Genomic DNA, 26508 nt, shown 5'->3' with positions numbered 1-26508 from the left:
TCGTCAGCACGTGACGGCGTGCGTCCCCGCCGTCAGGCGCGGGCCGCCGCGCGTGGGGCGGCCCGTGCCGGAGGGGTACGCCCGGACCCAGTCGACCAGGGTGCGCGTGGTCTTCATCGGCTCGGTGCCGGAGGCCTGCATGGAGAGGCGGACCGTCAGCGGTTCCCCGGAGATCGCCGCCGGGTCGGTGACCCGCCCGATCGGGCGGCCGTCGAGGAACCAGGTGAGGCGCTTGGGCGTGACCTCGACGGCGAGCGCGTGGAAGGCGTTGCGCACCCGGACGTCCGGGAGGGTCCGCTGCCAGGCGGCGCCGGAGGAGGACCGGGCCCCGATCGTGATCCCGTCGGCCTGCGGGCGTGCCTCGTAGAGGGTGATCGCGCGGGCCTCGCAGCCGGTGGCGACGTCGGCGACCGGCACCAGCTCGGCCCTGACGACGTAGTCCGTGGTGCCGCCGCGGAACACCATGGGCATCAGCCGGGTCTCCCAGCGCCCGTGGGACTGCGCGTTGCCGCCGAGGGTCGCCGACAGCGAGCCCAGCGATCCTGCCCGGCCGGCGCCCTCGCTGTTGCTGCTGAGCTGCATCGCGCCGTTGCGCAGCATCACGCGGCCGGTGCCGGTGCTGACGTCGGTCCACGAGCCGCGTCGGCGGGTGCCGATCACGGCGCGGTCGGTGAGCGACTCGCCGTGCTCCCAGTCGAAGTCGTAGCGCTGGACGCCCCACCGCAGCGTGCCGGCGGCGGTGGACTGGTGCGGGGCACGCCGAGCGAGGGTGGCGGCGCGCGTCCGGGCCGTGCGGTCGCTCGTGACGACCGGCGGCCCCGGCCGCGCGGCGTCGGCGGCGGCCACGTCGACGTACGTCGGATAGCTGGGGAACCAGCCGACGTGCCCGACGCCGCGGTCCCAGTCCTCGAGCCGCACGCGGTAGACGACCGTGCCGGCCGACTCCGGGGTGACGACGAGGCTCCCCGTGCCGTCGGCGCCGACCGTGCTCGTGCCGAGGGTCGCCCATCCGGTGCCGACGCGCTGCTGGAAGGTGAGCCCACGGCCGGGGAGGAGCGGCATCGCGGCGGTGCTGGCGACCAGCGTGAGCGGCCTGCCGGCGACGGGGCGCTCCTGGGTGCGGAGCGTGACCTCCTGGTGCACCGCTTGCGACACGAGCGTGGACGTGCGCCGCGAGCCGCTCACGACGCGGTAGGTGATCGTGCTGGAGTGGGCCGCGATGCGCAGCCGGAACGCACCCGAGGCGTTCGTGCGCGTGGTCGCGCGCGGCACGTCGCGCCACACGTCGCCGCTGCGACCCAGGTTGCTCTGCAGCCGCACCCGACGGCGCCCGTCGGCGCCCAGGTTGCCGGTGAGGGTGACCTGCTGGCCGGCGGTGAAGTGCCCGTTGCCGGGGCTGATCGACAGCGAGCCGGGACGAGCCGCCTGGGCGGCCGGCGTGGCCGGGACGGCGAGGACGAGGGTGCTGCCGAGCAGGAAGGCGAGCAGCGAGGTGAGCGAGCGGATGACGGGCCTCCCGAGAACGGATGTGCGGCCCAGCCTAGGCAGGCTCCACCACCGAGTCACCGCGCTGCGGCGACCCGCGGGTGGGTCAGGCGTACCAGCCGCCCTGGATCGCGAACGCGTTGAGGAACGCCAGCACCAAGAACGCGACCGCGACGAAGCGGTTGTCGAGGAGGAGCTTGCTCATACCATCCAGAGTGCCCGACTGTTCGCGGAATGAAACAGATGGATCGTCAAGATTCGGCCGGGACTGGTGCAGGCCCGCCGGCCGGGCCTCCCTAGGCTGACGCCCGTGGGAGCGCTGCTGGTCGCCGGGACGACGTCGGACGCCGGCAAGACCATCGTCACCACCGCGCTGTGCCGGGCCTTCGCGCGTCGGGGGGTCGCGGTCGCGCCGTTCAAGGCACAGAACATGTCGAACAACTCCATGGTCTGCGCCGACGGGGCGGAGATCGGCCGGGCACAGTGGGTCCAGGCCGTCGCGGCGGGCGTCGAGCCCGAGGCCGCGATGAACCCCGTCCTGCTCAAGCCCGGCGGCGACCGGCGCAGTCACGTCGTCGTGATGGGCAGGCCCGGCGGCACCCTGGACTCGCGCGACTTCGTCGGGGGCCGCACCCACCTGCGCGACGCGGCGTACGCCGCCTTCGACGACCTGCGCTCGCGGCACGAGGTGGTCGTCGTGGAGGGCGCCGGGAGCCCGGCGGAGATCAACCTGCGCGCCGGGGACTACGTCAACATGGGGCTGGCCCAGCACGGCTCGGTCCCTACCGTCGTGGTCGGCGACATCGACCGCGGCGGGGTCTTCGCCGCGATGTTCGGCACGCTCGCCCTGCTGTCCGCGGCCGACCAGGCGCTCGTCGCCGGGTTCGTGGTCAACAAGTTCCGCGGCGACGTCGCGCTGCTCCGCCCGGGCCTCGACGAGCTCCGGTCGCTGACCGGGCGCGAGGTGTACGGCGTGCTGCCGTGGCACCCCGACCTCTGGCTCGACTCCGAGGACGCGCTCGACCTCGAGGGCCGCCGGGCTCCGGAGGGCGAGGCGCGGCTGCGCGTCGCGGTCGTGCGGCTGCCGCGGATCTCCAACTTCACCGACGTCGACGCGCTCGGCGTCGAGCCGGGGGTGGACGTCGTCTTCGTGTCCGAGGCACGGGCGCTCGCCGGCGCCGACCTGGTCGTCCTGCCCGGCACGCGCGCCACGCTGGAGGACCTGGCCTGGCTGCGAGCCCGCGGGCTCGACCGGGCCGTCCTCGACCACGCCGCGGCAGGCAGGCCGGTGCTCGGGATCTGCGGCGGGTTCCAGATGCTCGGCCGCCGCATCCTCGACCCCGACGGGGTGGAGGGCGCGGCGGGCGCCGACGTGCCCGGGCTGGGGCTGCTCGACGTGACGACGACCTTCGCCGCCGACAAGGTGCTGCGGCTCCCGCGCGGCTCCGCGCTCGGCGTGCCCGCGAGCGGCTACGAGATCCACCACGGTCGCACCACCCGGCACAGCGGGGAGGAGTTCCTCGGCGGTGCCCGGTCGGGCGCGGTGCTCGGGACCATGTGGCACGGCAGCCTGGAGGGCGACGAGCTGCGGCGGGCGGTCCTGCGCGTGGCCGCGGCGGCCGCCGGGGCGTCGTACGAGCCGGGCGAGGTGGACTTCGCGGCCCTGCGCGAGCGGCGACTGAACCTCCTCGGCGACCTGGCCGAGGAGCACCTCGACGTCGACGCGCTGCTCGACCTCGCCACGGCCGGCGCCCCGGCCGGGCTGCCCGTCCTCGAGCCGGGGGCGTCGCGGTGACGGTCCTGCTGCTCGGCGGCACCGGGGAGGCGCGCGAGCTCGCCGCGCTGCTCCACGAGGCCGGGGTGCGCGTGGTGTCGTCGCTGGCCGGCCGGGTCGAGCGCCCGCGGCTGCCGGCCGGCGAGGTGCGGACGGGCGGCTTCGGGGGCGTCGACGGCCTGCGCGACTGGCTGGGCTCGCACGGCGTCACGGCGGTCGTCGACGCCACGCACCCCTTCGCGGAGGGCATCTCGGCCAACGCGGTCGCCGCCTGCGCGGCCGCGGGCGTCTCGCTGCTGCGGTTGGAGCGGCCCGGCTGGAGCGGCGCCCCCGGCGCTGAGGGCTGGCACTGGGTCGACGACCACGCCGCGGCGGCCTCGCTGGCGGCGCGGCTCGGGCGGCGTCCGCTGCTGACCGTCGGGCGCCAGCCGCTCGACCGCTTCGTGGGGCCGCTGGGCGGGCACCGGGCCGTGGTGCGGGTGGTGGACCCGCCCGAGATCGAGCTGCCGCCGACGTGGACGGTGCTGCTGGACCGCGGTCCCTACGACCTCGCCGGCGAGCTGGAGCTCCTCGGCGAGCACGCCGTCGACGTCCTGGTCACCAAGGACTCCGGCGGCAGGTACACCTGGCCCAAGATGGCCGCCGCCGGCGAGCTCGGCGTACCGGTGGTCGTCGTGCGCCGCCACGCGGAGGTCGTGGGTGTCGAGACCGTCGCTGACGCCGCCGCCGCAGCGGAGTGGGTCGCCGCCCTCGGCTGACTGGGGCGCGGCCGTATCGTGGCGGCATGTCGACCCCGGGCCTCAACGCCGCCTCGCCCCTCAAGCTGCAGTTCCCCCAGTCGCTGGCGGTCTACGACGACTACGCCGCCGCCCAGAAGAGCGTCGACTTCCTCGCCGACGCGGAGTTCCCCGTCGAGCACCTGATGATCGTCGGCACCGACCTCAAGCGGGTCGAGCGCATCACCGGCCGGCTGACGTGGTCGAAGATCGCCATCGGCGGGATCCTGTCCGGCCTGTGGCTGGGCGTCTTCGTCGGGCTGATCTTCGCGCTCTTCACCGAGGAGGGCGTCTGGCAGGTGCTGCTCAGCACCGCCTTCTTCGGCGCGACCTTCGGCCTCGTGTGGGCGCTCATCGGCTACGCCGCGACGCGCGGGCAGCGCGACTTCTCCTCCGTCGCCGAGGTCGTGGCGACCAAGTACGAGGTGCTCGTCGAGCACAAGCACGCCGCCCGGGCGCGCGAGCTGCTCGCCGGTCTGCCGGGCGCGCTGCCGAACCCGTTCGCGTAGGCGCGCGGGCCCCGGGCAGCGTTCCCCGGCTAGCCGGGGAAACCCGAGCCTCACCCCCGAAACTTCGCACTGGAACCTCCAGTTTCGGACGGTCAGTCCCGGCCCCGGCGCAGCGCGAGCACTGCCGCCACGGCGACCGCGCCGGTGCCGACGGCGCCCGCGAGCCGCACGGAGCGGTCGATGTCGTGCCGGTCCGGCGGCGGGCCGTCGCCCAGGAGCACCCGCTCCTCGACGCCGTGCGCGTAGTGGTTGCGACCGCCGAGCCGTACGCCGAGCGCGCCGGCGAAGGCGGCCTCCACGACCCCCGCATTGGGGCTCGGGTGGCGGCGCGCGTCGCGGGCCCACGCCCGCAGCGCGGCCGAGGGTCGACCGCCGACGGTCGGCGCCAGGGCCGCGGCGAGCAGTCCGCTGAGCCGGGCGCCCGGCAGGTTGAGCAGGTCGTCGAAGCGCGCCGACGCCCAGCCGAACCGGCCGTAGCGCTCGCCCCGGTGACCGATCATCGCGTCGAGGGTGTTGGCCGCGCGATAGCCCAGCAGGCCGGGCGCGCCGAGCACGGCACCCCAGACCAGCGGTGCGACCACGGCGTCGGAGGTGTTCTCCGCGACCGACTCCACGACGGCCCGGCTCACCTCACGCTCGTCGAGGACGCTGGTGTCCCGGCCGACGAGGTGGGTGAGCCGCCGACGGGCGCCGGGCAGGTCGTCGGCGGCCAGGAGGTCGTGCACGGCGCTCGCCTCGCGCGCGAGCGAGGTGCCGCCGAGCACGGTCCAGGTCGCCGCCGCGGTGAGCAGGGTGTGGGCGAGCGGGTGGCGCCGCGCCCGCAGCTCCAGGGCGAGACCGACCCCCGCGGCGGCCCCGGCCAGGAGGGTCAGGTGGACGACGCCGCGCGCCCGCGAGTCGGCGTACGTCCGGCGCTCCAGCGCTGCGGCGGCGCGGCCGAAGCCGGCGACGGGGTGGCCGCGGCGGGGGTCGCTTAGGCGACGGTCGGCGAGGTGGCCGAGCACCAGTCCCAGTGCCCGGCTCACCCCGACCGACGTCATCGCGCGCTCAGAGCGACGCGGCGAGCTCGCGGCGCGCCTGCACGGCGCTGTGCCGCTGCCAGGCGCGGTCGACGAGGAGCGTCAGCACGGCGCCGATCACCGCCCACATCGCCAGCAGGGTCAGCAGCGATGCCACCCGGAAGTCCCACAGGATCCCGGCCGGGAAGTCGCCCAGCTCGTCGACCTTCGGGAACGCGACCGCGGCGACGGCGACCGCGACGACGTACGCCGCCACGCCGGCCAGCACGCCCGGCACGCCGCCCCACTGCCGCGCGACGCGACGGGCGAGCGCCACGGCGAGCACGACGGCGGCCACCGAGACGGCTAGAAAGCCGAAGTAGACGGCAGTGCGGCTGTCGATGGTCTCGCCGGAGCCGACGGCGGGCGGGGTGGCCGGGTACTTCAGGAACGGCACGACGCTGAACGACACCGCGCCGAGCAGGGCGACCAGGGCGGTGCTGCCCGCCGGTCGCAGGCCGCCGAGCCGGCCGAGGCCGAGGGCGGCGAGGAGACCGGTCAGGCCGCCGAGGACGACGCCGATGGCCAGCGTGCCGGTGGCCAGCCCGAGGGTGGACTGGGTGGTGCGGGACACCGCGGCGTCCTCGCCGTGGGAGTGGCCGGCGGACGCATCGTCGTGGTCGTGCGCGTGGCCGTGCCCGTCGGTGGCCGTGGCGCCGGCCGCCTCCTCGAGCGCGATGGCGCGGTCGACCTGCGGCTCACCGACGGTGTACGCCACGACGAACGCGGCGAGACCGGCGAGGAGACCAGCGACGAGACCGTGGACCAGGAAGGTGCGGGTGCTCATCCCCGGGCCGTCAGTGGCAGGGGAAGCCGAGCAGGTGCCGGCCGTCGTGGACCCACTCGTGGATCGCGGTGCCCTCGGGGATGGTGATCGCGCCCTGGACCGAGCTGATCAGCACGAGGACGGACATCGCGAGCAGGGCGCCGAGGACCAGCCAGGGCGTGAGCTCGCGGATCGGGATGGCGAGGTCGGACGGAGCGGGGCCCGTGCCGGAGATCGGGGTGGGGCTGGAGATGGCGTGCGCCATGGTTCCTCCTTCGGGATAGTGCGTCCCGGATAGTTGGGGAGTGTCGTCCAGTCCGTCGGGTCTGACTTCACCGCCACGCAATGCTCACGAAGGCGATGTCACAGTAGCGCCACTGCGCCGGATTCCCACCGGCTTCCTCAGGACTGGGTGCGTGGAGCGTAGCGCACCGAGGAGGTCGTCGGTGACGCTCGGCCGGCGGGCGCTGATGCGCACCCAGGAGTCGTCGAGGCCGGGGAACGTGTCGGCGCGCCGGACGGCGAACCCCCGGCGCCGCAGGGCCTCCCGGCTGCCCTCGCCGGTGCGGGCGAGGACGAACGGCGCGCTGCCGGCGACGGTCTCGATGCCGAGCTCGTGGAGTCCCTGCTCGAGGTGCCGGCGCCGCTGCTCGAGCTCCGCGGCGCGCCTGCGCCCCTCGGCGACCGCCTCGTCGGTGCTCGTCGCGAGGAGGGCGGCGATGGCCGGCGCGGAGACCGACCACGGCGTCTGGAGATCGCGCAGCGCGGCTGCCACGTCGGGCTCGGCGAGCACGTACCCCGCGCGGATGCCGGGGATCGACCAGAGCTTGGTGAGGCTGCGCAGCACCACGACACCGGGCCGCCGTTGCCCGGCCAGGGTCTCGACGTCGTCGTCGAGGAAGGCCTCGTCGACGACGACCAGCCGGCCGTCCCTCCTCAGCGCCTCGACGACGTCGGCCGGGTGGCGTACGCCGGTCGGGTTCGTCGGGTTGCCGATCACGACCAGGTCGGCGTCGTCCGGGACCTGCTCGGGCCGCAGCCGGAAGCCGTCCGCGTGGATCAGGACGACCTGGCCCGGAATGTGGCCGGCCGAGCGCAGCGCGACCTCCGGCTCGGTGAACTGCGGGTGCACGACGACCGGGTGCCGCCACGGCCGCATCCGCGCGAGGAGGGTGAACGCCTCGGCGGCGCCGGCGGTGGCGAGGACGTCCTCGGTCGCCCTCCCGTGGCGCCGGGCGACGGCCGCCTCGGCCGCGCGGGCGTCGGGATAGCTGTCGGCCGCCGTGAGGCTCTCGGTGAGCGCCCGGTCCAGCCAGGCGGGGCGTGGGCCGTCGTAGACGTTGACGGCGAGGTCGACCAGCCCCGGCGTCGCGTCCCGGTCGCCGTGGTGGCGCAAGTCCGGCCCGGCGTACGCCGCCGCGGCGGCCACGAAGCGCCCGGCGAGCTGCGGGTGGCCGGCCCAGTGCGTGTGGAGGTACGACGCGTGGAGGCTCGCGGTCGCGACGCCCGCCGGGTCCGGCATCAGCCACGCCGGGTCGCCGTCCGCGTCGCGGGTCAGGTGGGTGCGGTGGAACTCGTGCCCGGTGACCTGCTCGCCCTGCCGCGCGAGCAGGTTGTCGGTCGGGGCGGTGGCGGTGCGGTAGGACAGCGTCAGCCGCGGCGCCATCTCGGCGGTGGCGCCGATCGCGCCGACCATCGCGACCGGCGGGCCGTCTGGGCCCTGCACGGACTCGCAGAGGTAGAGCAGCCCGGCGCACTCGGCCACGGTCGGCAGGCCCCGGGCCAGGGCCGTGCGGATGTCGCGCCGCAGGCGCTCGTTGGCGCCGAGCTCCGCCGCGTGCATCTCCGGGAAGCCGCCGCCGAGGTAGAGCCCCGTCGTCCCCTCCGGCAGCCGGGTGTCGGTCAGCGGGTCGAGCTCCACGACGTCGGCCCCGGCCGCGCGCAGCAGCTCGACGGTCTCGGCGTAGCGGAACGTGAACGCGCGGCCCCCGGCCACCGCGATGCGCGCCCGAGCGGCGGCTGACGCACGTCCTGCGGCGTCCGGCCCTGCCCCACCCACCGCCTGGCGCGGGTCCCACGGCGCCTCCGCCAGGCCGGGGGCGAGCGACGCCAGGCGTACGACCGCCTCGAGGTCCACCCGCTCGGCGACCTGCACCGCCAGCCGGTCCAGCGCCGCCGCCGCGTCCGCCCGCTCAGCGGCGGGCACGAGCCCCAGGTGCCGTGACGGCGCCTCGATGCCGTCGTCGCGCTGCAGGATCCCGAGCACCGGCACCTGGTCGCCGATCGACCGGACCACCTCGTCGGCGTGCCGCGCCGACCCCGCCTTGTTGAGGATGACGCCCACCACGTCGACCGGCGGCCGCCCCCAGGTCCGGAGCCCGTGGACGGTGGCGGCGATGGTCCGCGAGGCCGACGAGACGTCGACGACGAGGACGACCGGCGTACGCGTCACCGCCGCGACGTGGGCCGTCGACGCGAACCCGTCGCCGCCGATCTGGCCGTCGTACAGCCCCATCACGCCCTCGATGACCGCGAGGTCGGCGCCGGCGGCGCCGTGCAGCAGCAGCGGGACGAGCCGCTCCTCGCCGGCGAGGTGCGGGTCGAGGTTGCGGCCGGGGCGGCCGGTGGCGAGCGCGTGGTAGCCGGGGTCGATGTAGTCGGGGCCGACCTTGTGCCCGCTGACGGTGTGGCCGGCGCGGGCCAGCGCGGCCATCAGCCCGGTCGCGACGGTGGTCTTCCCGTGGCCGGACGCCGGCGCGGCGACGACCAGCCGGGGCAGGTGCGTCACCACTCGATGCCCCGCTGCCCCTTCTGCCCGACGTCCATCGGGTGCTTGACCTTGGTCATCTCGGTGACGAGGTCGGCGGCCTCGACGAGGCGCGGGTCGGCGTACCTGCCGGTGATCACGACGTGCTGGCGTCCGGGCCTGGCTGTGAGCGCGGCGACGACGTCGTCGACGTCGACCCAGCCCCACTTCATCGGGTAGGTGAACTCGTCGAGGACGTAGAGGTCGTGCCGCTCCTCGGCGAGGGCGCGCTTGATCTCCGCCCAGCCCTCGGCGGCGTCGGCGGCGTGGTCCTCCTCGGTGCCGCCCTTGCGCGACCACGACCAGCCCGAGCCCATCTTGTGCCAGGTGACGGGCCCGCCCTCGCCGGTCTCCTCGTGGAGGCGGCCGAGCCGCTCGAGGACGGTCTGCTCGCCGATGCGCCACTTCGCGGACTTCACGAACTGGAACACCCCGATGTCGAAGCCCTGGTTCCAGCCGCGCAGCGCGAGGCCGAAGGCGGCGGTCGACTTGCCCTTGCCGTCGCCGGTGTGGACCGCGAGCAGCGGGCGGTTGCGGCGCTGGCGCGTGGTCAGGCCGTCGTCGGGGACGGTGGTGGGCACTCCCTGCGGCATGTCAGGACCTCCAGGTCTCGAGGTGGACGGCGTCGTCGAGCAAGCGCCCGGTGCGCCAGCCGTGGCGGACGAGGTCGGGGACCTCCTGCAGCTGCGTGACCGGTCCGAGGCACAGCCAGGCGACGGGACGTACGCCGTCGGGCAGGCCGACGAGGTCGGCGAGGAACTCCTCGCGGTAGAACGACACCCACCCGACGCCGAGGCCCTCGGCGGTCGCGGCGAGCCAGAGGTTCTGGATGGCCAGGCAGGTGGAGTAGAGGCCGGTGTCGGCGATCGCGTGGCGGCCGAGCACGTGCTGCCCGCCGCGGCTGCTGTCGTAGGTGACGACCACGCCGAGGCCGGACTCGCGGATGCCCTCGACCTTGATCTTCGCGAACGTCTGCCGCCTGTCCTCGGGCAGCTCCGCGGCGAACACCCGACGCTCGGTCTCGACGTGCTCGGCGAACCTCGCTCGCTTCGCGTCGTCGGCCACGACGACGAAGTCCCACGGCTGGCTGTGCCCGACGCTGGGTGCGCTGTGCGCGGCCTCGAGCACCCGCCGCAGGACGTCGCGGTCGACCGCCTCGCCGCTGAACTCCGCGCGTACGTCGCGCCGGCGGGCGATGACGTCGTACAGGTCCATGCTCGGCGCGAGGCTCATGCCGCGCGCGCCACGGCGGTCAGGGCGTTGGCGCTGACCTCGGCCAGCGGCAGGTGGGTGGCCTGCATGTGCTCTGCGAGGTGCCCGGCGAGGCCCATCCGCATCGGGCCCTGCTCGCAGTCCACGACGACGGCGGAGGTGTGTTGCTCCGCAAGCCAGGCCGCTGCCTGCCGGCTCCGCGCCACGGCGTCGGGCCCGTGGGTCGCGCGGCCGTCGGTGATGACGATGAGGAGCGGGCGCCGCCTCGGGTCGCGGACCTTCTCCACCCGCAGCACGTCGGCCGCGGTCAGGAGACCCTCGGCGAGCGGCGTACGCCCACCCGCCGGCAGGTCGGCGAGCCGCGACGCCGCGATGTCGACCGAGTGGGTCGGCGGCAGCGCGACCTCGGCGGCGTCGGCGCGGAAGGTGACCAGCCCGACCTTGTCGCGGCGCTGGTAGGCATCGAGCAGCAGGCTGAGGATCGCCGTCTTGACCTGCTCCATCCGCTTGCGCGCGGCCATCGAGCCGGAGGCGTCGACGCAGAAGAGGACGAGGTTGGCCTCGCGGCCCTCGCGTCGCGCGGTGCGGAGGTCCGACTGCTCGAACCTCAGTCGGCCCGCGCTCCGGCCCCGGGCCCGCTGGTGCGGGGCGGCGGCGCGGATCGTCTCGACGAGGTGCAGCCCGCCGGCGCCGGTCGGGTCGACGCCGGCCCCCCGGCCGTTCGTCGTCAGCGCGCGGGACCGCTTGCCGGACTCCCCGGCGCCGGTGCCCTGCACCTCGAACCGCCGGACCTGGTAGGGGTCCGCCGATCCGATGACCGACGTTGCGCTCTGCTCGGGCCCGCCCTCGGACGTCATACGGTCGGGTGCAGCGGGTGCCCCCTCCGTATGACGTCCGGGGTCGCCGCCCTCCGATCCGTCCGGCTCCCGGGCGTCTCCCTCCGGCCCGTCGCCCTCAGGCGCGTCGCCCTCCGGCTCCGGCGGCAGTGGCGGCTCGGGCTCCGGCTCCTCGTCGCCCAGCACCTGGTCGAGCAGCTCCTCGTCCAGCCCGGGCGCGTCGAACGGGTTCCGCCGCCGGCGGTGCGGCAGCGCGAGCAGGGCGGCCTGGCGGATGTCGGCCCGCGTGACGGTCGTCCGGCCGTGCCACGCGGCGTGCGCGATCGCCGTACGCGTGGTGACGATGTCGGCGCGTATCCCGTCGACCTCGAAGGCGGCGCAGACCTCGGCGACCTTGGTGAGCACCGCGTCGGTGAGTGCGACCTCGGGAAGCAGCTTGCGGGCGGCGGCGATCCGGTCGGTCAGCGCGCGCTCGGCGTCGGCGTACGACGCGACGAAGGCCTCGGGGTCGGCGTCGAAGGCGAGCCGGCGGCGGACGACCTCGGCGCGCAGCCGCGGGTCGCGCGGCGCGGCGATCTCGACGGTGAGGCCGAAGCGGTCGAGGAGCTGGGGGCGGAGCTCGCCCTCCTCGGGGTTCATGGTGCCGACGAGCACGAAGCGGGCGGCGTGCGCGACCGAGACGCCGTCGCGTTCGACGGTGGAGCGGCCCATCGCGGCGGCATCGAGCAGCAGGTCGACGAGGTGGTCGTGGAGGAGGTTGACCTCGTCGACGTAGAGGATGCCGCGGTGGGCGCGGGCGAGCAGGCCGGGCTCGTACTCGGCGACGCCGTCGGCCAGCACCTTGGACAGGTGCAGCGAGCCGAGCACGCGGTCCTCGGTGGCGCCGACGGGCAGTTCGACGAGGCGTACGGGCCGGGTCTCGGTCTCGGCGTCGAGGGGCCATCTGTGGTCGGGCGCCGGGCCGTCGGGGCTCGTGTCTCCGGGTGCGCTGCAGAACCGGTCGCCGGCGACCACCTCGATCGGCGGCAGCACGGAGGCGAGCGCGCGGACGGTCGTGGACTTCGCCGTGCCCTTCTCGCCGCGCACGAGGACGCCGCCGACCTCGGGGGAGATGGTCGTCAGGACCAGGGCGAGGGTCATGTCGTCGCCGGTGTCCTTGGACGGGACGACGGCGGACAGGGGGTACTGCAGTGGCATGGGGGCTCCCGCTCTCGTTGCCAGCTCAATGGGCGGCGGGAGGCCGGTCTTCGGACTTCCCGGACGCCGTGGTTCGACGTCCGGGTCACCGCAGCGGGCCCTGTGCCGGATTCTCACCGGCTTCCCAGATTCTCCCCAGACTTCGGGGCACCTCTCGCCAAGTGCTCGTCACGATAGCGTCTGCGGTCGTGTCGTCGACCGGGGTGCCCAGCGAGATCGTCGTCGTCGGGATCGGGGCCGATGGCTGGGTCGGGCTGCCTGAGCCGTCGCGCTCGTTGGTGCTGGGCGCGTCCGTCCTGTGGGGCGGTTCCCGTCATCTCTCGTTGGTGCCTGCGGTGTCCGACCAGTCGCGGGTCACGTGGCCCTCGCCGCTGTCATCTGGCCTCCCCGGTCTTCTTGCTGAGTACGCCGGGCGTCCCATCGTCGCGCTGGCCTCGGGGGACCCCCTGGTGTCCGGGATCGCAACAACACTGCTGGAGTACGGCGCTCCGGTGCGGGTGGTGCCGGCCATCTCGTCGGTCGCGCTGGCGCGAGCTCGGATGGGGTGGTCCTCGTCGTCCCACGCTGTGGTGACCGTCGTCGGGCGGTCGGTGTCCACGGTGCTGCGTGAGTGCGCGCCGGGGCGTCGGATCCTGGTGTTGTCGTCGGACGCCTCCACGCCCGCTTCGGTCGCTGCTCTGCTCACGTCGGCGGGCTGGGGCTCGTCGCGGATGACGGTGCTCGGCGACCTGGGCTCGTCGTCCGAGTCCTCAGTGTCTGGGGTGGCCTCGTCATGGTCGGGGGAGTCGCCGGCGCTGAACGTCATCGCCATTGAGGTCGCCGGGCACGGCCTCGCATCCTGGGCACCCGGCCTCCCCGACGACGCCTACGAGAACGACGGCCAGCTCACCAAGCGCGACCTCCGCGCCTCCGCCCTCGCCCGCCTCGTGCCGGCCCCTGGCCAACTCCTCTGGGACGTCGGCGCCGGCGCCGGCTCGATCGGCATCGAGTGGATGCGGTCGCACCCGACCTGCCGAACGATCGCCATCGAGTCCAACCCCGAACGAGCTGCCCGAATCGCCCGCAACGCTCATGCCCTTGGCGTACCTGATCTCCAAATCGTTGAAGGTCGTGCACCCTCAGCCCTGGGCGGCCTCGACGCTCCGGACGCCATCTTCATCGGCGGAGGTACGACCCGAGAAGGCGTCCTCGACACCTGCCTCGCCGCCCTGAAGCCCGGCGGCCGCCTCGTCGTCCATGGGGTGACGCTCGAGACCGAGGTGTTGCTCGCCAAGGCTTACGCCGACCACGGCGGCGAACTGACTCGAGTAGGCATCGAGGTGGCCGCGCCCGTCGGGACGTACACCGGGTGGTCGCCGTCGAGAGTGGTAACGCAGTGGGTTTGGACCGCGGCGCGCGGGTAGAGCTAAGACCTACGGCGAACCGCCCAGACTGCCGCTGCGTTGACCCGCTGCAAACCGCCCAGAAAGGGCTACAAAGCGAACGGTGGTGGCGGACGCACCCAACTTTCTTGCTACTCAAGAACCCTGCATGCGGCGCTATGGCCACGAAGAGCGGGCTGCCCAGCCTTGCCGCGTAGCGAAGCCATCCCTCCACGTGCTTACACGACACGCGAACGCGAATGTTCGCGGTCAACTAGACGAGTGCCGACTGTTTGGCCGTAGTCTCGTCGAGTGGCAATGTCTCAGATGAATCGCGCCCTGATGACGATCCCGCGCCGCGCAGAGTCCAGGCACGCTAACGAACTGCGCGCGACCTTCGTCGACAGTGGCATCGCCGACGCAATGCGAACCGTCGATCACCAGATCATTTACGGTCGCCGCGGCACTGGGAAGACGCACGCCCTTCGCTTCCTGGAAGGGGTCGTCAAGGACGACGCTGATCTTGCGGTCTACCTTGACCTTCGCACTGTGGGCTCACCCGATGGACTCTTCATGGGTCAGAGGCTCCATCTCGCTGAGCGCGCCGGCCGGCTCCTACGGGACCTGCTTCAGCAATTCTACGACCAACTACTCGAGTTGGCGTTTGAGGACGAGTCGCTCCTCACCGGGGCGTTCCTCGATAAGATGCAAGCATTCCAAGACGCCGTCACCTCTGTCCAGGTCATCGGCGAAGTCTCGATCGCTGAGACCGAACAACAGGTTCACCAGACCGATCGGAACCGAGCGTTAAATGGGCGACTGAGCGGCCAGGGCCCGGCGATTGAAGGCCGTTTCGGGAAGAAGGCGAGCAACTCGACGTCGAGTGAAACGCAGACCACGCACACCGGCAACGAGCGAGTCGCCATCAATTTTGGAGACATGGCTAAGGCCATCCGCGATCTGGCTGGTTCGATGCAGGCGAGACGCGTCTGGTTGCTTCTCGACGAGTGGAGCAGTGTTCCTCCCGACGTTCAGCCCTATCTAGCGGAGTTCTTGGTCCGCTGCGTCCTTCCCCTTCAGATCTTCACAGTGAAGATCGCGGCGATTGAACAGCAGAGCAGCTTCAGCATCCAAGACACCGCGACCGGTGCTCGGATTGGTGCTGAAGTTGGCGCCGACATTGCCGCGAACCTCGACCTTGACGACTTCATGGTGTTCGAGCAGGGCAGCGACCGCGCTCGCGAGTTTTTCGTAGGCCTGTTCTTCAAACACTTGACTTCCGGTAATGATTCCCAGCACCAAGTCGCTGGATTACTGAACGAACGAGACCTCATCCGGTTGGGCTTCACGGATCGTCGAGCTTTTGATGAACTGGTGCGAGCGGCGGAGGGAGTTCCCCGCGATGCACTGAACATCGCTTCGGCGGCTGCTCTGAAGGCGGTCGCCGAGCGAATTTCGGTTCCCAACGTGCGCGCGGCCGCCCGTGCTTGGTTCCTTAAGGATAAGGAGGCCGCTCTCTCAGGACAGAGCGACGCAGGGCGACTGCTCAACTGGATCATCGATTCGGTTATTCGTGGAAAGCGCGCAAGAGCCTTCCTGGTCAACCGACGGGACAGTCGCAGCCCAATTCTGATGGCGCTTTTTGAAGCTCGAGTTCTCCATCTTGTCCGACGCGGGTACTCGGCACAGGATCAACCCGGTGAGCGCTACGACGTTTTCAGCATCGACTACGGCGCATACGTCGACTTGATCCAAACCAACTATGAACCACAAGGACTTCTTGCGGCGGAGAACGAGGGCGAGTTCGTCGACGTCCCCACGCAGGACCTCAGAGCGATCCGGCGTTCGATTCTTGATTTGGACGCCTTTTTCGAAGCTCAACCCTCTTAGGCTGCCCAGAGATCGGCGCCCGGGGTCGCGTGACCTATAAGCAGCGTCTTTACCCGCGTGCCAGCACGGCCGCGCCTTCGCGAGGGGCAACTGTTCTGTCTGAACACGCGGACTGACCATGACGCAGAAGCATGGCGTTCAATGTGAATGATCGTTGTGTCGGAGCAGCGGGCCGCAGGCGACGCGATCGACGGGTCAAGTCATGTCACGAAGTAGGCCCCGGGCTGCAGCGATGCCCTCGGTAGCGAGGCGGCGCTGTTCTGCAGCGTCCGTTGCGATGTTAGCCGGCGGCTTGTCCAGAACATCGTCGATCGCGCAGGAACGGACCCCGCGCAGCGTCGCGTGCAAGAGAGTGAGCCTTCCGTTGGATCGCAGTAGATCATCGGCGGCGCCGGTGATCGCCATGAGTGGTTCGAGCCGCGCCCGCTGAGGCTCCACGTGCTGATCAATCCATTCTCGGCTCCGCGGCGACCTTTCGACCTGGCCCAGCGCTTCGACGAGGTCGATGAGCAGGGGGCGTAGCTCAGGCGGGAAGGTGAGCTGTGGCCTCTCGCCTGCGCCGCTCCCCCGGTGGTCACGGTAGGCGAGCAGGCCCGCAAGGCCGCCGACGCTGCCAATTGGACCGCCAACCGCGCCGATGGCTTCAATACGTCCATAATGCACAGGCTATTCGGCGTTCAGTGGGCGGAGCCTCGTGAAGCGCGTCCGAGCGATCTCAATCGCCCGCCTTCTTCGCTCACCCAGACCTTGGTCTCCACATGTGGGTCTTTCCGCCGCGCATTACGCGACTTCCGGTAGCCCGTTGGCCAGACGGATCTTGGCTGCTAAATCCCCCGCGACCGTCGCGAGTTGATCATCCATGTCTGCAGCGGTGAGTGAGTTTGCAACTTCCTTCGCGATTCCAACCTTCGAGTAACTGCCCTTGGTCAGCCCCTCGAACGGCGCGTCAAAAGGACCGGACATCTCGAATGTCTTTAGCCGAGGCCCGGCAACCGGGTGCCTAGCTATCACCGCTCGGCGAAACAGTTCCCGAGGAACGAGGTTCTCGACCGTGCGCACCCAGTCACAGACGATCACCTGTCCGCTACCGGGGCGAAGCGCTTCGTCCATCAGGCGAACCAGGGTTGGTCGGAGAGGATCCTCTCCCGACGTCTTGTCGCTATCGGCGATCACAACGCACTGCCGCCCGAGCTTCAGCAACTGGACTAAGTCCTCCGTCGCTGGGTCGGGCTCGTCACGCAGATGCACGCTATCTATTAAGTAGCCGCCGTAGCTCATGATCGTGAAGTGGACGCCCTCTTTCAGTTGGGGGTCGACAAGTTGCAACCACCTGGACCAGTAGACCCTGTCCGACGGGCCTTCAACCCAAATCGTGTAGTTGGATTGGAGCAAGTCCGAGGCCATGTAGCCGAGGTCCACGCACACCTGCTGGACGTCCGATGCCCTCACCGCAGGCGCCACCCTGCTCGAGGTTCCGTCATGGGTCACGTGAAAGATGCGCGCGCCCGGTAGATCAAGTACGTGGGCGGAGTGGGTGGCGATGATGTACTGGCTCGAGGTGTGGTCTGACAGGAACCTCATGAGCTTGCGCTGAAGGCCAGCGTGGAGGTGAATTTCCGGCTCTTCGAGGAGTACAAGGTGGTCGTCGTAGTAGATGCATGCGGCCGCGATCATGACAACCTGCTTGATCCCGTCGCCGAGGCTATCGATGTGAAGCATGCTGCCGGCTTGCGCCAACCTGACGTGCAGGTCGGTTGCTTCGGCGACCTCCAGCTCCGCATCCGGGTCCTCCAGAACGTCGCGCAGGAAATCCTGAAGCCGTGACCATCGCTGCTTCGCTTCGGCGTACGCAGGCGTATGAGGGCCTCGAGGGTGCTGCCATCGGCTAAGTTCGGCCACCAAGCCCTCGCCGCTGGCGAGGTCAGCGCGGTCGCCCCCGCCGGCTGCCTGTCTCATCTGGCGGAAGGCGGGAATGTTGACGAAGTTGGCTGCAGCATGGGCAGCGACGCCCCCATGGAGCTGGACCGAGTAGTTCTCGACACTCAGCGCCGACTTCAGGTGCCGGGTCAGATTGTTCTGCTCGACGACCCCGGATGTGTTGCTTGCATTCGATCGCTGTACCCACGCTCCAAGCCACCCGTCCTGCAGCGGGAGCAGCGAGGACAGACGGCTTGCCTGCTCCTCCTGGGTTCTCACGCTGCACGACCTCAACATCTGGATGAGAGCATCGCGCTTGATCGGCACCAAAGTGCGACGGACGCCCGTGTGAGCCCCGCCGGATCTCGTGCTCGTCCACTGCGATGCAGCCCGCATTAGTGTGGACTTTCCGTGGTTGTTCCGCCCGACGAGGAAGTTCATCTTCGCGAGCGGGCCGACTCGCGCCTCCACGTCAGCCGCGATACCCGCGACGCCTGACAGCGAGTAGCCGTGTAGCCAACTCTCCTGAGAGTCGAACGGTCGCACTTGTGCCTACCTCCCCGTCATCGCTCTGCTACTTCGTTCTTAGTCTGCCGGTGAGGTGCCAGCGTCGGTCGCTGCCATGACGACGTGTCGCTCGGAGGTAGCGGGTCGCCATTCGGCACCGGGTGGGCTCGTCGACGAGCTAGCTGGACGAACTTAGCGTTTCCCGACCTTGCCCATTCCGCCGCTTGGATGTCCCTGTTTTCGCAACTGCGACTGCGGGCGAACCTGACCCGACAGGGCGACAAGTAACGCATCGTGCACACATGACAAAGAAGGACCGCACAGCCATCGTCCTCCAAGCCCGCGCTGCGCTCATCGTGGCTGCGATGAGCCGCTCCATCGTCACCTACGGCGAGCTTGGGAAGGCTCTCGGCATCGACGGAGTCGCCTTGCGGAACGAGATGAGGCACGTGCTCGACGACCTTTCCGACGACTGCATCGCTCGCGGCGAACCTTCCCTCGCCGCTCTCGTGGTGAATCAACGCAGTGGCGCACCCGGCCCGGGGTGGCAAGACGGTGCTGTGCCGTGGCATGTCGAAGTCCAGGCAGTGTTTCGGCGCGGGGCCTGAACAGTAGGAAGCCCAGATGAGGTAGGGTATTGCGCCGCTTGTCGGGGACGTCCGGCTCCGCCCCGCTAAGTGCTGCTGTTGCAGTGCTATCGGCCTGGGTAGCTCGTGTCCTGCTTGCGAGCCGGACCGAATCGTAAGCCGCCGGTGGTTGCCCGCACCTTCGGGGACGCCTGCCAGTGGGGGCTACCGCTGCCGACGGTGTTCTGGATGGCGAAGTCCCAGCACCATCCCCACATGGTGAACACGTCCCCCCAGGTAGTCACCCCGCGGAGCATTTGGGTGCGATGGCACTGCCCTTGCTTGTAGCCGTCTGTGATGCGAAATCAGCGTTCACACGAGCGAGCGCGTCGGACGGGAGGCGTGCCTGACGCACCCCACCCGCGACCGGGTACTTACACAGGACGGCATCGGCGAGCACCAGGTCCTGCGACAAGATGAGCGGCGTCTTGTCAATGAACGTTCGGCGAGCAGTTCGCACGCACTCGAACCTCATGAGGCCGGGAGTCGGAGCGCTGCTCCCAGAGCAAGTCGCTGAGTCTGGCTGTGACGCCCTTGCCTCCCGCGAATTCGGTCTCGCCGAGCTCCAGGTCGTCGCAAGCGCCGGCGTTGTACGTGACGGCGAAGTCGGTCTCCGGGTAGGTGAACCAGAAAACCTGAGTGGGAGCTCCTACGCCGGCGCAGAAGGTGCCGCCCTCCGGCTTGCTCTCTTTCTCAGCAGCTTCGGCGGCAAAGTTGATTAGGTTCACCACCTGGTCGACCCCAGCGGTCAACGCGTCAACAGGTACAGCGAAGTCGAGTTCAGGGTGCCCTTGTACGCCCATCAACTTGTCACCGGTGAAGTTGCAGATGCGAACTTGGAGGGCCCCGTTTGGCAGCCTGCCTTCCGGCGCCGGGAACTGCGGGTCTACGGCGGCGTCGGGGCATCGCGTCCTGAGAGCCGGAAGGAGAGGGGGAAGTCCGTCGGTGGGCATGGGCACCGCCGACGGGTTCGAGGACGACGACGGCGTCGTTCGCATCCGCTCGGAGTCCGACGTCCTGCTCGAGGTGCACCCTGAGATCGCGATAAGCAGAATCAGAACGCCTACGAATCTCACGTCCCCCTTCATGAGGTCTGAGGCTGGACCCAATCCGCGGCAGGCGCAACGAGCGTCTCCGAATCGTTGCTTCCGGCCGGGGGGTCGGCTAACGCACTCCTCTGCATCGACGCTTGCGCGTCTTTCCGCCGCGTGTCGGGGATATCGAGAGCCTTTGACGCCCAGCGAGTCGCACCCGCGGGCGATGTGAGACACGAGAGTCCGCGGGTGGTGGGATCTACCTGCGTTGCTAGCCTGCGCCGGTGGCAGCGGGGAGAGACGAGGGAGCGCGGGAAGCGTTCCTACGCGGCCTCAAGCTGGGCGTCCCGTTCGGGGTAGTCGGCTTCTTCCTGAGCGCCTCATTCGGTGTCCTGGCTCGACAGGCAGGTTTCAGCGTCGCGCAGGCCATCGTCACGGCGATGATCGTCTTCGCTGGCTCGGCGCAGTTCGCCGCGCTGTCCGTGATCACCGCCGGGGGCGGCATCGCCGCGGCCTTGACCGCGGGGAGCCTGATGAACGCGCGCTTCTTGGCCATGGGCATCGCGCTGGCGCCGTCGTTGCCGGGCGGCCCGATGAAGCGCGCAGCGCAGGGGCAGGCCGTCGTGGACTCCTCGTGGGCACTCGCCAATCGCGGGGACGGCACCTTCGACCGGTGGCTGCTGTTCGGCACGACGGTCCCGCAGTACGTGACCTGGACGCTCGGCGCGGTCGTGGGCGCGATCTTCGGAGACGCTCTCGGTGACACGCACAGGCTCGGCCTGGACGCGATCTATCCCGTGTTCTTCCTGTCGCTCCTGATCGCGGAGCTCCGGGACCCAACCTCGCGCTGGGTGGCCGTCTGCGGCGGCCTTCTCGCGCTCGCCCTGGTGCCGGTCAGTCCTCCGGGAGTGCCGATCCTGGCTGCGAGCGCCGTGACCCTCTTCGGACTGGTGCGGAGGTCGAGGTGACGCTGACCTACACCCAGGTATGGGTCCTCATCTTCGGCCTGGCCGCACTCACCATGCTGATCAAGGCGCTGGGCCCGGTGCTCCTCGGCGGCCGGGAGCTGCCGCCATGGTTCTCCCGGGTCATCGTGCTGATGGCGCCCGCCCTCCTCAGCGCGCTGGTCGTGACCTCGGTGTTCGCCAGCGGACGCTCGTGGTCGGTGGGTGCACACACCGTGGGCGTCGGAGTCGCCGCGGTAATGCTCTGGCGCCGCTGCTCGCTGGTGCTGTCCGCCGTTGTGGCAGTCCTCGTCACGGCCGGGCTGCGGGCGATCTAGGCTGGCTCAGCCGTCCCCGAGCCCGAACCGAGGTCCCCGTGCCTGCCACCCGTTCCGCCAGACAGAGGAGGGCGAGCGCCGAGGCAGGGCCGCTGGCCGTCGTCCGTATCGACCTCAGCCCCGACGACTCCTTCGCCTACAAGATCTCGTGCACGGAGTGCGAGGTCGCGCGTCCGGGGAGCGGCACCCGCGCCTGGAGTACCCGCCGCCCGGGGAGGACAACGGCTACATGGCCGCGATGGACCGGTGGATCCTGCACCTCACGTCCAAGCATCCCGACGCCGAGGCTCCCTGCCTGACGTACCTGCCCGAGGCTCGTGCCCGCCTCCAAGAGCGCCGCGACGCTCGGGACTGACGAGTGTGCTGCTCAGTTCTGGAGCGAGACCCGGATAGCGTCCCGAGGTGGCCAGCTCTCGACGATCGACCGCACGTCGCAAGAGCTCACCCCGACGCAGGGGCGGCACGAAGCAGGAACGCCCGCTACCAACCGCTGGCCCCGGCGAGCGGCTGTGGGTCCTCGACGTCCCGTACGGCACCCAGGTCGACGGCGCGAGCTGGCACCCGGCCGTCAAGACCCACCTGCACGTCGGCCGAGCCCTGCCGGAGCACCTCAAGCCGTACTCCCCGGGACCCCACACCCTCGGGCGGTTCATCGAGAACACCCTCAACCCCGACGACCCCATCCCGAACCCCGAGCCGACGGACGCGCTCGAGCCCAGGAGGATCCAGTTCGAGGCGGCCGACGCGATCGCCGCGCGCGCCGAGGCGGGCGGGCGGCTGTTCCTGCTCGCCGACGAGCCCGGGGTGGGCAAGACGATCTCTGCGGTCCTCGGCGCGACCGCCGTCGGCGACATCAGAGGCGCCAAGAGAGTGTTGGTCGTCGCCGACCGTCCCGCCGCGATCACCATCGGCCACTGGTGCCGCACGATCACGGCGCTGGGCGACGGCGGCCTGGAGTGGGTCGTGATCACGTGGGACCGGCTGGAGAAGGTCAAGGACCACGCCTGGGACGTGATCATCGCCGACGAGGCGCACGCGCTGCGGCGTACGACGACGAAGCGGTGGAAGCTGTGGGCGCGGATCTCCGGGCACGGCAAGCCGCACGACCAGGCGCCGTTCGTCATCGCCACCACCGCGACGCCGGGGCACACGCCGCTCGAGCTGCCGTACCTCGCCCCGGCCTACGCCCAGGTCCTCGGCGAGCCGATGAGGGAGTGGACGAGCGCGACGAAGCCCGGCGAGGTGTTCGCCGACGCGCTCGAGCGCCACGGCGTCGGCGTGGAGCGGGGACGCTACGGCGCGACCTGGACCACCGATCCAGCGCGGCGCGCCGCGGACCTCAAGCTCGTACGCGGCTGGCTCGCCGAGGAGCGGCCACCGGCGATGCTGCACCGCGCCGCGCCGTGGGGGCCGGTGCCGATCTCCGGGATGTCGGTGGCGCTGTCGCCGGCGGAGCGGGCGGCGTACGAGGCGGAGTGGGGCGAGTTCTGCCGCGAGATGGACATCGCCCGGCGCGGCCGCAACGTCGCCAAGGGGCGCGCCGCGCTCCTGCGGTTCCGGCAGAAGGCCGGGCTCATCCGCGTCGACTCGACGGTCGCGTGGATCGCCCAGCAGGTCGAGGCGGAGCGGCAGGTGGCGTGCTCGGTCGAGTTCGTCGCGACCGCCGCGGACCCGATCGCCGACCGCTTGCGAGACTCCGGCATCGAGGTCGCCACGATCTACGGCCGCGACCGGTTCGACCCGGAGACCGAGCGCCTGCGGTTCCAGACCGGGCAGGCCAAGGTGTGCGTCTTCACCACGGTCGCCTCGATCAGCCTGCACGCCGGCGAGACCCTCGCCGACGGCCGTCAGGCGAGCACCGAGCCGCGGGTCGGGGTCTTCCACCAGGCCCGCTTCTCCGGCATCGCCGGGCGGCAGGTGACCGGTCGCACGCACCGCGACCACCAGGTCTCGCCGTGGCACATCGCCTACGCCGAGGGCACCGTCGAGGAGCAGGTGGGCAAGGTGATGGTCGAGCGGATCGCGGCCGCCTCCGACACCGTGGGCAGCGACACCACCGGTCTCGCCGACCTCGCCCAGATCCTCGGAGCCGACTGGTTGCCCGCCGCGAGCCTGACCGACGACGGCGCCTGACCCGGTCGTACGGCGCTACCCGCCGGCGGCCCAGGGCAGAGAGACGACGTACGACTCCTTCACCTTCCTGACCGCCGGTGTCGCGCGGACCCCGGTCACCTTCTCGCTCATGGCCAGCGCGACGGCGGACCAGTCGGCGGTCTCGACCATCGGACCTTCGAGGTCCTCCCAGGCGAGCCGGGCGAGGTCACGGACCTCCGCCGGGATCTCGTTGATGTCGTCGACGAACGCGTACTCGAAGGCGTCGAAGACGATCTGACCGTCGCGGGCGTAGCCGAAGCGGGTCATCGCCTCGATGTTGTCGGTGGCGACGGCGCTCACCGCCCCGCCCTGCGACAGCGCCGCCAGGAGTCGCTTCGGCGGGTCGGCGAAGCCGGTGTCCTCGTAGGCGACCACGCCGTCGCCGACCTGGAGGAAGGAGTACACCGAGAGCTCGGCGTTCATCATGGCGTCCACGTCGGCGTCGGTCGCCTGCCGCGGGTTGGGGCCGAGCAGGCGCAGTTTGGCCTCCTCCACCGTCATCGGCGCGGCCATCACCCAGGACCCCGCGCCGAGGCGCGCATCGATGTAGTGATCGAACAGTGCCCGGTCGGCAGGCGCGAGGCTGGCGATGTTGGCGTCCAGCTCGGTGCGGTCGAGCTCGGGCGGCTCGTACGTCGGCGCGCCCGAGGGAGTGACGTACGGGCTCGGTCCGCCAGGCGGGTTCGCGACAACCCCGGAAAGGTCGTCGTCCGGACCGTTGAGCCCGTCCACCCTCTCGACCGCGACGTCCGACGACCGCTGATCGCCGCACCCGGCAAGCCCGAGCACCATGACCACGATCGACGTGGCAATGGCGCGCCTTCCCCCTGAACGCATGGGCACCAGTCTTGCGCAAGGTCGTCGCCGCTCGCCCGGGAACAGCAGGGGTCGTCGGTCGGGAAGGCGTCGATCCCGCTGCGGGCTGACGAATGATCCTCACTCAACTTCGGTGGCGCCTCGGTTTGGGTCTGCGGCGCGTCCGCGCAATGGTGGAGGGGACACATCCGCCATACGGGAGGAGAGCCCAATGCTTGCTCTCACCGAGAACGTGACCCAGATCGTCAACCAGCTCGCGCAGGAGGTGCCGGAGGTGTCCGGCATCCGCGTCGCGGCCGAGCCGGACGGGCAGTCCCTGTCAGTCAGTCCGGCCAACGAGGCCGTTGCCGGCGACCAGGTCGTCGAGCAGGGCGGTGCGACCGTCTGGCTCGACCCGGTCGCCGCTGATGCCCTCGACGGCATGGTGCTGGACGGCGGCGTGGACGAGGACGGCAACATCCAGTTCGCGCTGGGTCAGCAGGCCTGACGTACTGCATTGAGGAGCCCCGGGCCGTTGGGTCCGGGGCTCCTGCCGTTCCCGTCGGAGCTAGGTTGACGGGCATGCCGACCTGGGACCCGGCTCCGGGCGTCGTGGAGCTGCCGTCAGGGCGGCGGGTGCGCGGTCGCGGACTCCGGTCGGGGAACCCGGACGGGCCCGAGCCCGACCTCGGGATCTACCTCCTCGGCGCGCCACCCGAGCCGGTGCAGTGGGAGACCCGCTGGGTGCGGTGGCCCGACTTCCGGCTGCCGGCCGACCGCGACGATGCGTACGCCGCGCTGCGCGAGTCGTGGCAGCGCTCGGCGGACGAGCGCGTCGAGCTGGCCTGCGGCGGCGGACGGGGCCGGACTGGTACGGCGATCGCGTGCCTCGCGGTCCTCGACGGCGTACCGGCCGCCGATGGGGTCGCGTGGGTACGCGAGCGCTACCACCCGCGCGCGGTCGAGACCCCGTGGCAGCGGCGGTGGGTGCGGCGGTTCGGGACGACGTGAGCGGGTCTCGTGACGGGCGCTTCGCTCGTGGACCGGACCCCGACGACCTCTGGGGCGGGACCTTCATGACGCTGACGCCCTACGACGAGCTCGGCCTGTCCGGCCAGGTCGACGTCGTGCCCGCGACCCTGCAGGCGGCGAGCTCGTGGTTCGCCGAGGCCGAGCGCGGGCTCGACCGCGCGCAGCAGCGGGTGTCGCGGCTCAACCTGCCGCCGTCCAGCCTCGGCGTCGCGCCGGGGGCCGGGGCGCTGGTGTCGACCGTGGACTCGTACGTCGACACGACGGCCACGTGGATCGAGGAGTCGCGCCTGTCCTCTGACACCACCGCGTCCGGGCTGATCGCCGCGGCCAACGACTACGAGGAGGCCGACTCGCGCAGCGACGGGCTCTTCGGCTTCCTGCAACGATTCGTGTCGTGATGCCTCGGACCCGCGCCCTCGCCGCCGCCCTGCTCGGGGTGCTCGCCCTGACCAGCGCCGCCTGCGACTCCGGCGACGAGCCCGCGCGTACGGACGCCGGCTGGCCCAGCACCACCACGCCGGTCGCGACGGACGGCCTGATCTGGGCGGACGACAGCACGGTCCACCTGCCCGACGGCTCGACCATCGACACGGAGGACCCGGCCGGGGCGTACGTCGTCGCCGGCCCCGGCGTGTGGTTCACCTCCACCGAGCCCGGGGAGCTGGACAGCAACGAGCTGCCCGAGCTCCGGCTCGCGACGGCCGACGGGGTCGAGGGGACCGGCGCGCACCCCGACATCGGCAGCCTGATGAGCTCCGACGACGGACGGTGGCTGGCCTTCATCGACCGCCTCGAGGACGGCGCGGGGGCCGCCGAGGCGGTCGTGGTCGACCTGTCCACGGGCGAGGAGGTCGTGCGCAGCAGCGAGGGCCTCGTGCCCTCCGATGACGACGACGTCGATTGGGCCGACCTCTACGAGGACGCGCCGGTGGGCATTCTCGGCGTCGTGGACGGTACGGCGTACGTCGGTGGCCTCGACCAGCTCGTCACCTTCGACCTGGCGACCGGCGAGTCGACGCTTGATGAGCTCGACTGGCCGGCGATCCGCGGCGCCGACTGGTGGACGTCCGTGCACCGGACGCCGCCGCTGTGGAACGACGAGCGCACCTGGCGGATCCCGGCGCAGGCGTTCGGTGCCGCGCCCGTCCTGCAGTCGGCCGACGGCGAGCGGGTCCCGACCTCGGTGCCGGAGGCGACCGGCCCGCTCGGCTCGCCCGACGTGACCGGTCCGCCGCTGGAGGAGTGGAGCCTCGGTGGCTGGACCGACGCCACGACGGTGATCGGTACGACGCCGTCGATGGACGGGTCGTCGCCGGACTGGACGCACCCCGCCCTGATCTCCTGCACCGTCCCGAGCGGCGAGTGCACGCTGATCGAGGGCACGGAGGAGGGCGTCAACCTGCCGGCCGACCGGCCCTTCGGGTTGCCGCGCGAGAGCAGCATCGAGCCGAACGGCTGAGGTTGTCGTCGGCGGGGGTTTCGTGACGGGCG

25 protein-coding genes and 1 riboswitch are annotated in these 26508 nt (G+C 71.3%); of the genes, 14 read left to right on the top strand and 11 right to left on the bottom strand.

The window, feature by feature from the left end; translation table 11 throughout:
• Positions 1 to 3: 3 nt before the first annotated feature.
• Positions 4 to 1566: a hypothetical protein gene (locus J3P41_RS18585; protein WP_246861481.1), complete on the bottom strand. Its 1563-nt coding sequence runs from the start codon at positions 1564 to 1566 to the stop codon at positions 4 to 6.
• Between the two features lie 229 nt (positions 1567 to 1795).
• On the opposite strand from J3P41_RS18585, the gene J3P41_RS07120 reads away from it, so the two are divergent.
• From J3P41_RS07120 to J3P41_RS07110, 3 genes are read left to right on the top strand one after another with little or no spacing between them, the layout of a single operon-like run.
• On the top strand, positions 1796 to 3280 hold the full coding sequence (locus J3P41_RS07120; RefSeq protein ID WP_210649484.1) for a cobyric acid synthase: 1485 nt from the start codon (positions 1796 to 1798) through the stop codon (positions 3278 to 3280).
• Positions 3277 to 4017, top strand: coding sequence for a cobalt-precorrin-6A reductase (locus J3P41_RS07115; protein ID WP_210649483.1), 741 nt, complete (start codon positions 3277 to 3279; stop codon positions 4015 to 4017). The genes J3P41_RS07120 and J3P41_RS07115 overlap by 4 nt, the downstream gene beginning before the upstream one ends.
• 26 nt (positions 4018 to 4043) lie before the next feature.
• Positions 4044 to 4544, top strand: a complete 501-nt coding sequence (locus J3P41_RS07110; protein WP_210649482.1) for a general stress protein — start codon at positions 4044 to 4046, stop codon at positions 4542 to 4544.
• Between the two features lie 92 nt (positions 4545 to 4636).
• Here the strand turns inward: J3P41_RS07110 and J3P41_RS07105 are convergent, their stop codons facing one another.
• The 7 genes from J3P41_RS07105 to J3P41_RS07075 form a co-directional block, all read right to left on the bottom strand.
• Complete coding sequence (locus J3P41_RS07105; protein WP_210649481.1) at positions 4637 to 5584, bottom strand: cobalamin biosynthesis protein; 948 nt, start codon at positions 5582 to 5584, stop codon at positions 4637 to 4639.
• A gap of 7 nt (positions 5585 to 5591) precedes the next feature.
• The gene (locus J3P41_RS07100) at positions 5592 to 6389 is read right to left on the bottom strand and encodes a CbtA family protein (protein WP_210649480.1); all 798 of its coding nucleotides are present in this window, start codon (positions 6387 to 6389) and stop codon (positions 5592 to 5594) included.
• A 10-nt stretch (positions 6390 to 6399) separates the two neighbouring features.
• The gene (locus J3P41_RS07095; protein ID WP_210649479.1) at positions 6400 to 6633 is read right to left on the bottom strand and encodes a CbtB-domain containing protein; all 234 of its coding nucleotides are present in this window, start codon (positions 6631 to 6633) and stop codon (positions 6400 to 6402) included.
• An 84-nt stretch (positions 6634 to 6717) separates the two neighbouring features.
• On the bottom strand, positions 6718 to 9159 hold the full coding sequence (locus J3P41_RS07090) for a cobyrinate a,c-diamide synthase (RefSeq protein ID WP_210649478.1): 2442 nt from the start codon (positions 9157 to 9159) through the stop codon (positions 6718 to 6720).
• The gene (gene cobO / locus J3P41_RS07085) at positions 9153 to 9767 is read right to left on the bottom strand and encodes a cob(I)yrinic acid a,c-diamide adenosyltransferase (protein ID WP_210649477.1); all 615 of its coding nucleotides are present in this window, start codon (positions 9765 to 9767) and stop codon (positions 9153 to 9155) included. Before cobO ends, J3P41_RS07090 begins: the two co-directional genes overlap by 7 nt.
• A 1-nt stretch (position 9768) precedes the next feature.
• A complete protein-coding gene (gene bluB, locus J3P41_RS07080; RefSeq protein ID WP_246861480.1) occupies positions 9769 to 10407 on the bottom strand; it encodes a 5,6-dimethylbenzimidazole synthase in 639 nt (212 codons plus the stop codon).
• A complete protein-coding gene (locus J3P41_RS07075) occupies positions 10404 to 12419 on the bottom strand; it encodes a magnesium chelatase subunit D family protein (protein WP_246861479.1) in 2016 nt (671 codons plus the stop codon). Before J3P41_RS07075 ends, bluB begins: the two co-directional genes overlap by 4 nt.
• A gap of 23 nt (positions 12420 to 12442) precedes the next feature.
• Positions 12443 to 12589, bottom strand: a riboswitch (cobalamin riboswitch).
• Between the two features lie 18 nt (positions 12590 to 12607).
• Between J3P41_RS07075 and cbiE the strand changes: the two genes are divergently transcribed.
• Together cbiE and J3P41_RS07065 are read left to right on the top strand one after the other, a co-directional pair.
• A complete protein-coding gene (gene cbiE, locus J3P41_RS19215; protein ID WP_307861864.1) occupies positions 12608 to 13822 on the top strand; it encodes a precorrin-6y C5,15-methyltransferase (decarboxylating) subunit CbiE in 1215 nt (404 codons plus the stop codon).
• A gap of 285 nt (positions 13823 to 14107) precedes the next feature.
• A complete protein-coding gene (locus tag J3P41_RS07065) occupies positions 14108 to 15670 on the top strand; it encodes an ATP-binding protein (protein ID WP_246861478.1) in 1563 nt (520 codons plus the stop codon).
• A gap of 780 nt (positions 15671 to 16450) precedes the next feature.
• Here the strand turns inward: J3P41_RS07065 and J3P41_RS07060 are convergent.
• Positions 16451 to 18133 (bottom strand): AAA family ATPase, encoded by a 1683-nt coding sequence (locus J3P41_RS07060; protein WP_210649476.1) that lies wholly within the window; start codon positions 18131 to 18133, stop codon positions 16451 to 16453.
• Between the two features lie 263 nt (positions 18134 to 18396).
• Here J3P41_RS07060 and J3P41_RS07055 point away from each other — a divergent pair, with 263 nt between their 5' ends.
• Complete coding sequence (locus J3P41_RS07055) at positions 18397 to 18702, top strand: hypothetical protein (protein WP_210649475.1); 306 nt, start codon at positions 18397 to 18399, stop codon at positions 18700 to 18702.
• A 449-nt stretch (positions 18703 to 19151) separates the two neighbouring features.
• On the opposite strand, the gene J3P41_RS07050 is transcribed toward J3P41_RS07055, so the two are convergent.
• Complete coding sequence (locus J3P41_RS07050; protein WP_210649474.1) at positions 19152 to 19808, bottom strand: hypothetical protein; 657 nt, start codon at positions 19806 to 19808, stop codon at positions 19152 to 19154.
• 230 nt (positions 19809 to 20038) lie between these two features.
• On the opposite strand from J3P41_RS07050, the gene J3P41_RS07045 reads away from it, so the two are divergent.
• The 4 genes from J3P41_RS07045 to J3P41_RS07030 all read left to right on the top strand — a co-directional run bounded on the left by J3P41_RS07045 (position 20039) and on the right by J3P41_RS07030 (position 23169).
• Positions 20039 to 20722, top strand: coding sequence for an AzlC family ABC transporter permease (locus J3P41_RS07045; protein WP_210649473.1), 684 nt, complete (start codon positions 20039 to 20041; stop codon positions 20720 to 20722).
• Positions 20719 to 21036: an AzlD domain-containing protein gene (locus tag J3P41_RS07040; protein WP_307861863.1), complete on the top strand. Its 318-nt coding sequence runs from the start codon at positions 20719 to 20721 to the stop codon at positions 21034 to 21036. The genes J3P41_RS07045 and J3P41_RS07040 overlap by 4 nt, the downstream gene beginning before the upstream one ends.
• Before the next feature lie 148 nt (positions 21037 to 21184).
• Positions 21185 to 21391: a hypothetical protein gene (locus J3P41_RS07035; protein WP_246861476.1), complete on the top strand. Its 207-nt coding sequence runs from the start codon at positions 21185 to 21187 to the stop codon at positions 21389 to 21391.
• Between the two features lie 47 nt (positions 21392 to 21438).
• Positions 21439 to 23169 carry a helicase gene (locus J3P41_RS07030; RefSeq protein WP_307861862.1) on the top strand — a complete coding sequence of 577 codons (1731 nt, stop codon included), beginning with the start codon at positions 21439 to 21441 and terminating at the stop codon, positions 23167 to 23169.
• Positions 23170 to 23184: 15 nt separating this feature from the next.
• On the opposite strand, the gene J3P41_RS07025 is transcribed toward J3P41_RS07030, so the two are convergent.
• Positions 23185 to 24027, bottom strand: a complete 843-nt coding sequence (locus J3P41_RS07025) for a DUF6461 domain-containing protein (protein ID WP_210649472.1) — start codon at positions 24025 to 24027, stop codon at positions 23185 to 23187.
• Positions 24028 to 24217: 190 nt separating this feature from the next.
• Here J3P41_RS07025 and J3P41_RS07020 point away from each other — a divergent pair, with 190 nt between their 5' ends.
• From J3P41_RS07020 to J3P41_RS07005, 4 genes are all read left to right on the top strand, one after another.
• Complete coding sequence (locus J3P41_RS07020; RefSeq protein WP_210649471.1) at positions 24218 to 24493, top strand: Fe-S cluster assembly protein HesB; 276 nt, start codon at positions 24218 to 24220, stop codon at positions 24491 to 24493.
• A gap of 74 nt (positions 24494 to 24567) precedes the next feature.
• Entirely contained in the window at positions 24568 to 24996 is a 429-nt protein-coding gene (locus tag J3P41_RS07015; protein ID WP_210649470.1) for a protein phosphatase, read from the top strand.
• The gene (locus J3P41_RS07010) at positions 24993 to 25415 is read left to right on the top strand and encodes a hypothetical protein (RefSeq protein ID WP_210649469.1); all 423 of its coding nucleotides are present in this window, start codon (positions 24993 to 24995) and stop codon (positions 25413 to 25415) included. The genes J3P41_RS07015 and J3P41_RS07010 overlap by 4 nt, the downstream gene beginning before the upstream one ends.
• Positions 25415 to 26476, top strand: coding sequence for a hypothetical protein (locus tag J3P41_RS07005; protein WP_210649468.1), 1062 nt, complete (start codon positions 25415 to 25417; stop codon positions 26474 to 26476). The genes J3P41_RS07010 and J3P41_RS07005 overlap by 1 nt, the downstream gene beginning before the upstream one ends.
• The last annotated feature ends 32 nt before the right edge of the window (positions 26477 to 26508 follow it).

It is taken from the genome of Nocardioides sp. SYSU D00065 (genome assembly GCF_017916425.1).
In the GTDB taxonomy this organism is placed as follows: domain Bacteria; phylum Actinomycetota; class Actinomycetes; order Propionibacteriales; family Nocardioidaceae; genus Nocardioides.
This window is presented reverse-complemented; position numbering and strand designations above follow the sequence as displayed.

Excerpts from the sequence above, each read along its gene's own strand:
- J3P41_RS07050 (WP_210649474.1), bottom strand. The coding sequence starts at position 19,808 with ATGAAGGGGGACGTGAGATTCGTAGGCGTTCTGATTCTGCTTATCGCG.
- J3P41_RS07055 (WP_210649475.1), top strand. The coding sequence starts at position 18,397 with ATGACAAAGAAGGACCGCACAGCCATCGTCCTCCAAGCCCGCGCTGCG.
- J3P41_RS07065 (WP_246861478.1), top strand. The coding sequence starts at position 14,108 with ATGAATCGCGCCCTGATGACGATCCCGCGCCGCGCAGAGTCCAGGCAC.
- J3P41_RS07100 (WP_210649480.1), bottom strand. The coding sequence starts at position 6,389 with ATGAGCACCCGCACCTTCCTGGTCCACGGTCTCGTCGCTGGTCTCCTC.
- J3P41_RS07095 (WP_210649479.1), bottom strand. The coding sequence starts at position 6,633 with ATGGCGCACGCCATCTCCAGCCCCACCCCGATCTCCGGCACGGGCCCC.
- J3P41_RS07005 (WP_210649468.1), top strand. The coding sequence starts at position 25,415 with ATGCCTCGGACCCGCGCCCTCGCCGCCGCCCTGCTCGGGGTGCTCGCC.
- J3P41_RS07105 (WP_210649481.1), bottom strand. The coding sequence starts at position 5,584 with ATGACGTCGGTCGGGGTGAGCCGGGCACTGGGACTGGTGCTCGGCCAC.
- bluB (WP_246861480.1), bottom strand. The coding sequence starts at position 10,407 with ATGAGCCTCGCGCCGAGCATGGACCTGTACGACGTCATCGCCCGCCGG.
- J3P41_RS07015 (WP_210649470.1), top strand. The coding sequence starts at position 24,568 with ATGCCGACCTGGGACCCGGCTCCGGGCGTCGTGGAGCTGCCGTCAGGG.
- J3P41_RS07025 (WP_210649472.1), bottom strand. The coding sequence starts at position 24,027 with ATGCGTTCAGGGGGAAGGCGCGCCATTGCCACGTCGATCGTGGTCATG.
- J3P41_RS07110 (WP_210649482.1), top strand. The coding sequence starts at position 4,044 with ATGTCGACCCCGGGCCTCAACGCCGCCTCGCCCCTCAAGCTGCAGTTC.
- J3P41_RS07020 (WP_210649471.1), top strand. The coding sequence starts at position 24,218 with ATGCTTGCTCTCACCGAGAACGTGACCCAGATCGTCAACCAGCTCGCG.
- cobO (WP_210649477.1), bottom strand. The coding sequence starts at position 9,767 with ATGCCGCAGGGAGTGCCCACCACCGTCCCCGACGACGGCCTGACCACG.
- J3P41_RS07075 (WP_246861479.1), bottom strand. The coding sequence starts at position 12,419 with ATGCCACTGCAGTACCCCCTGTCCGCCGTCGTCCCGTCCAAGGACACC.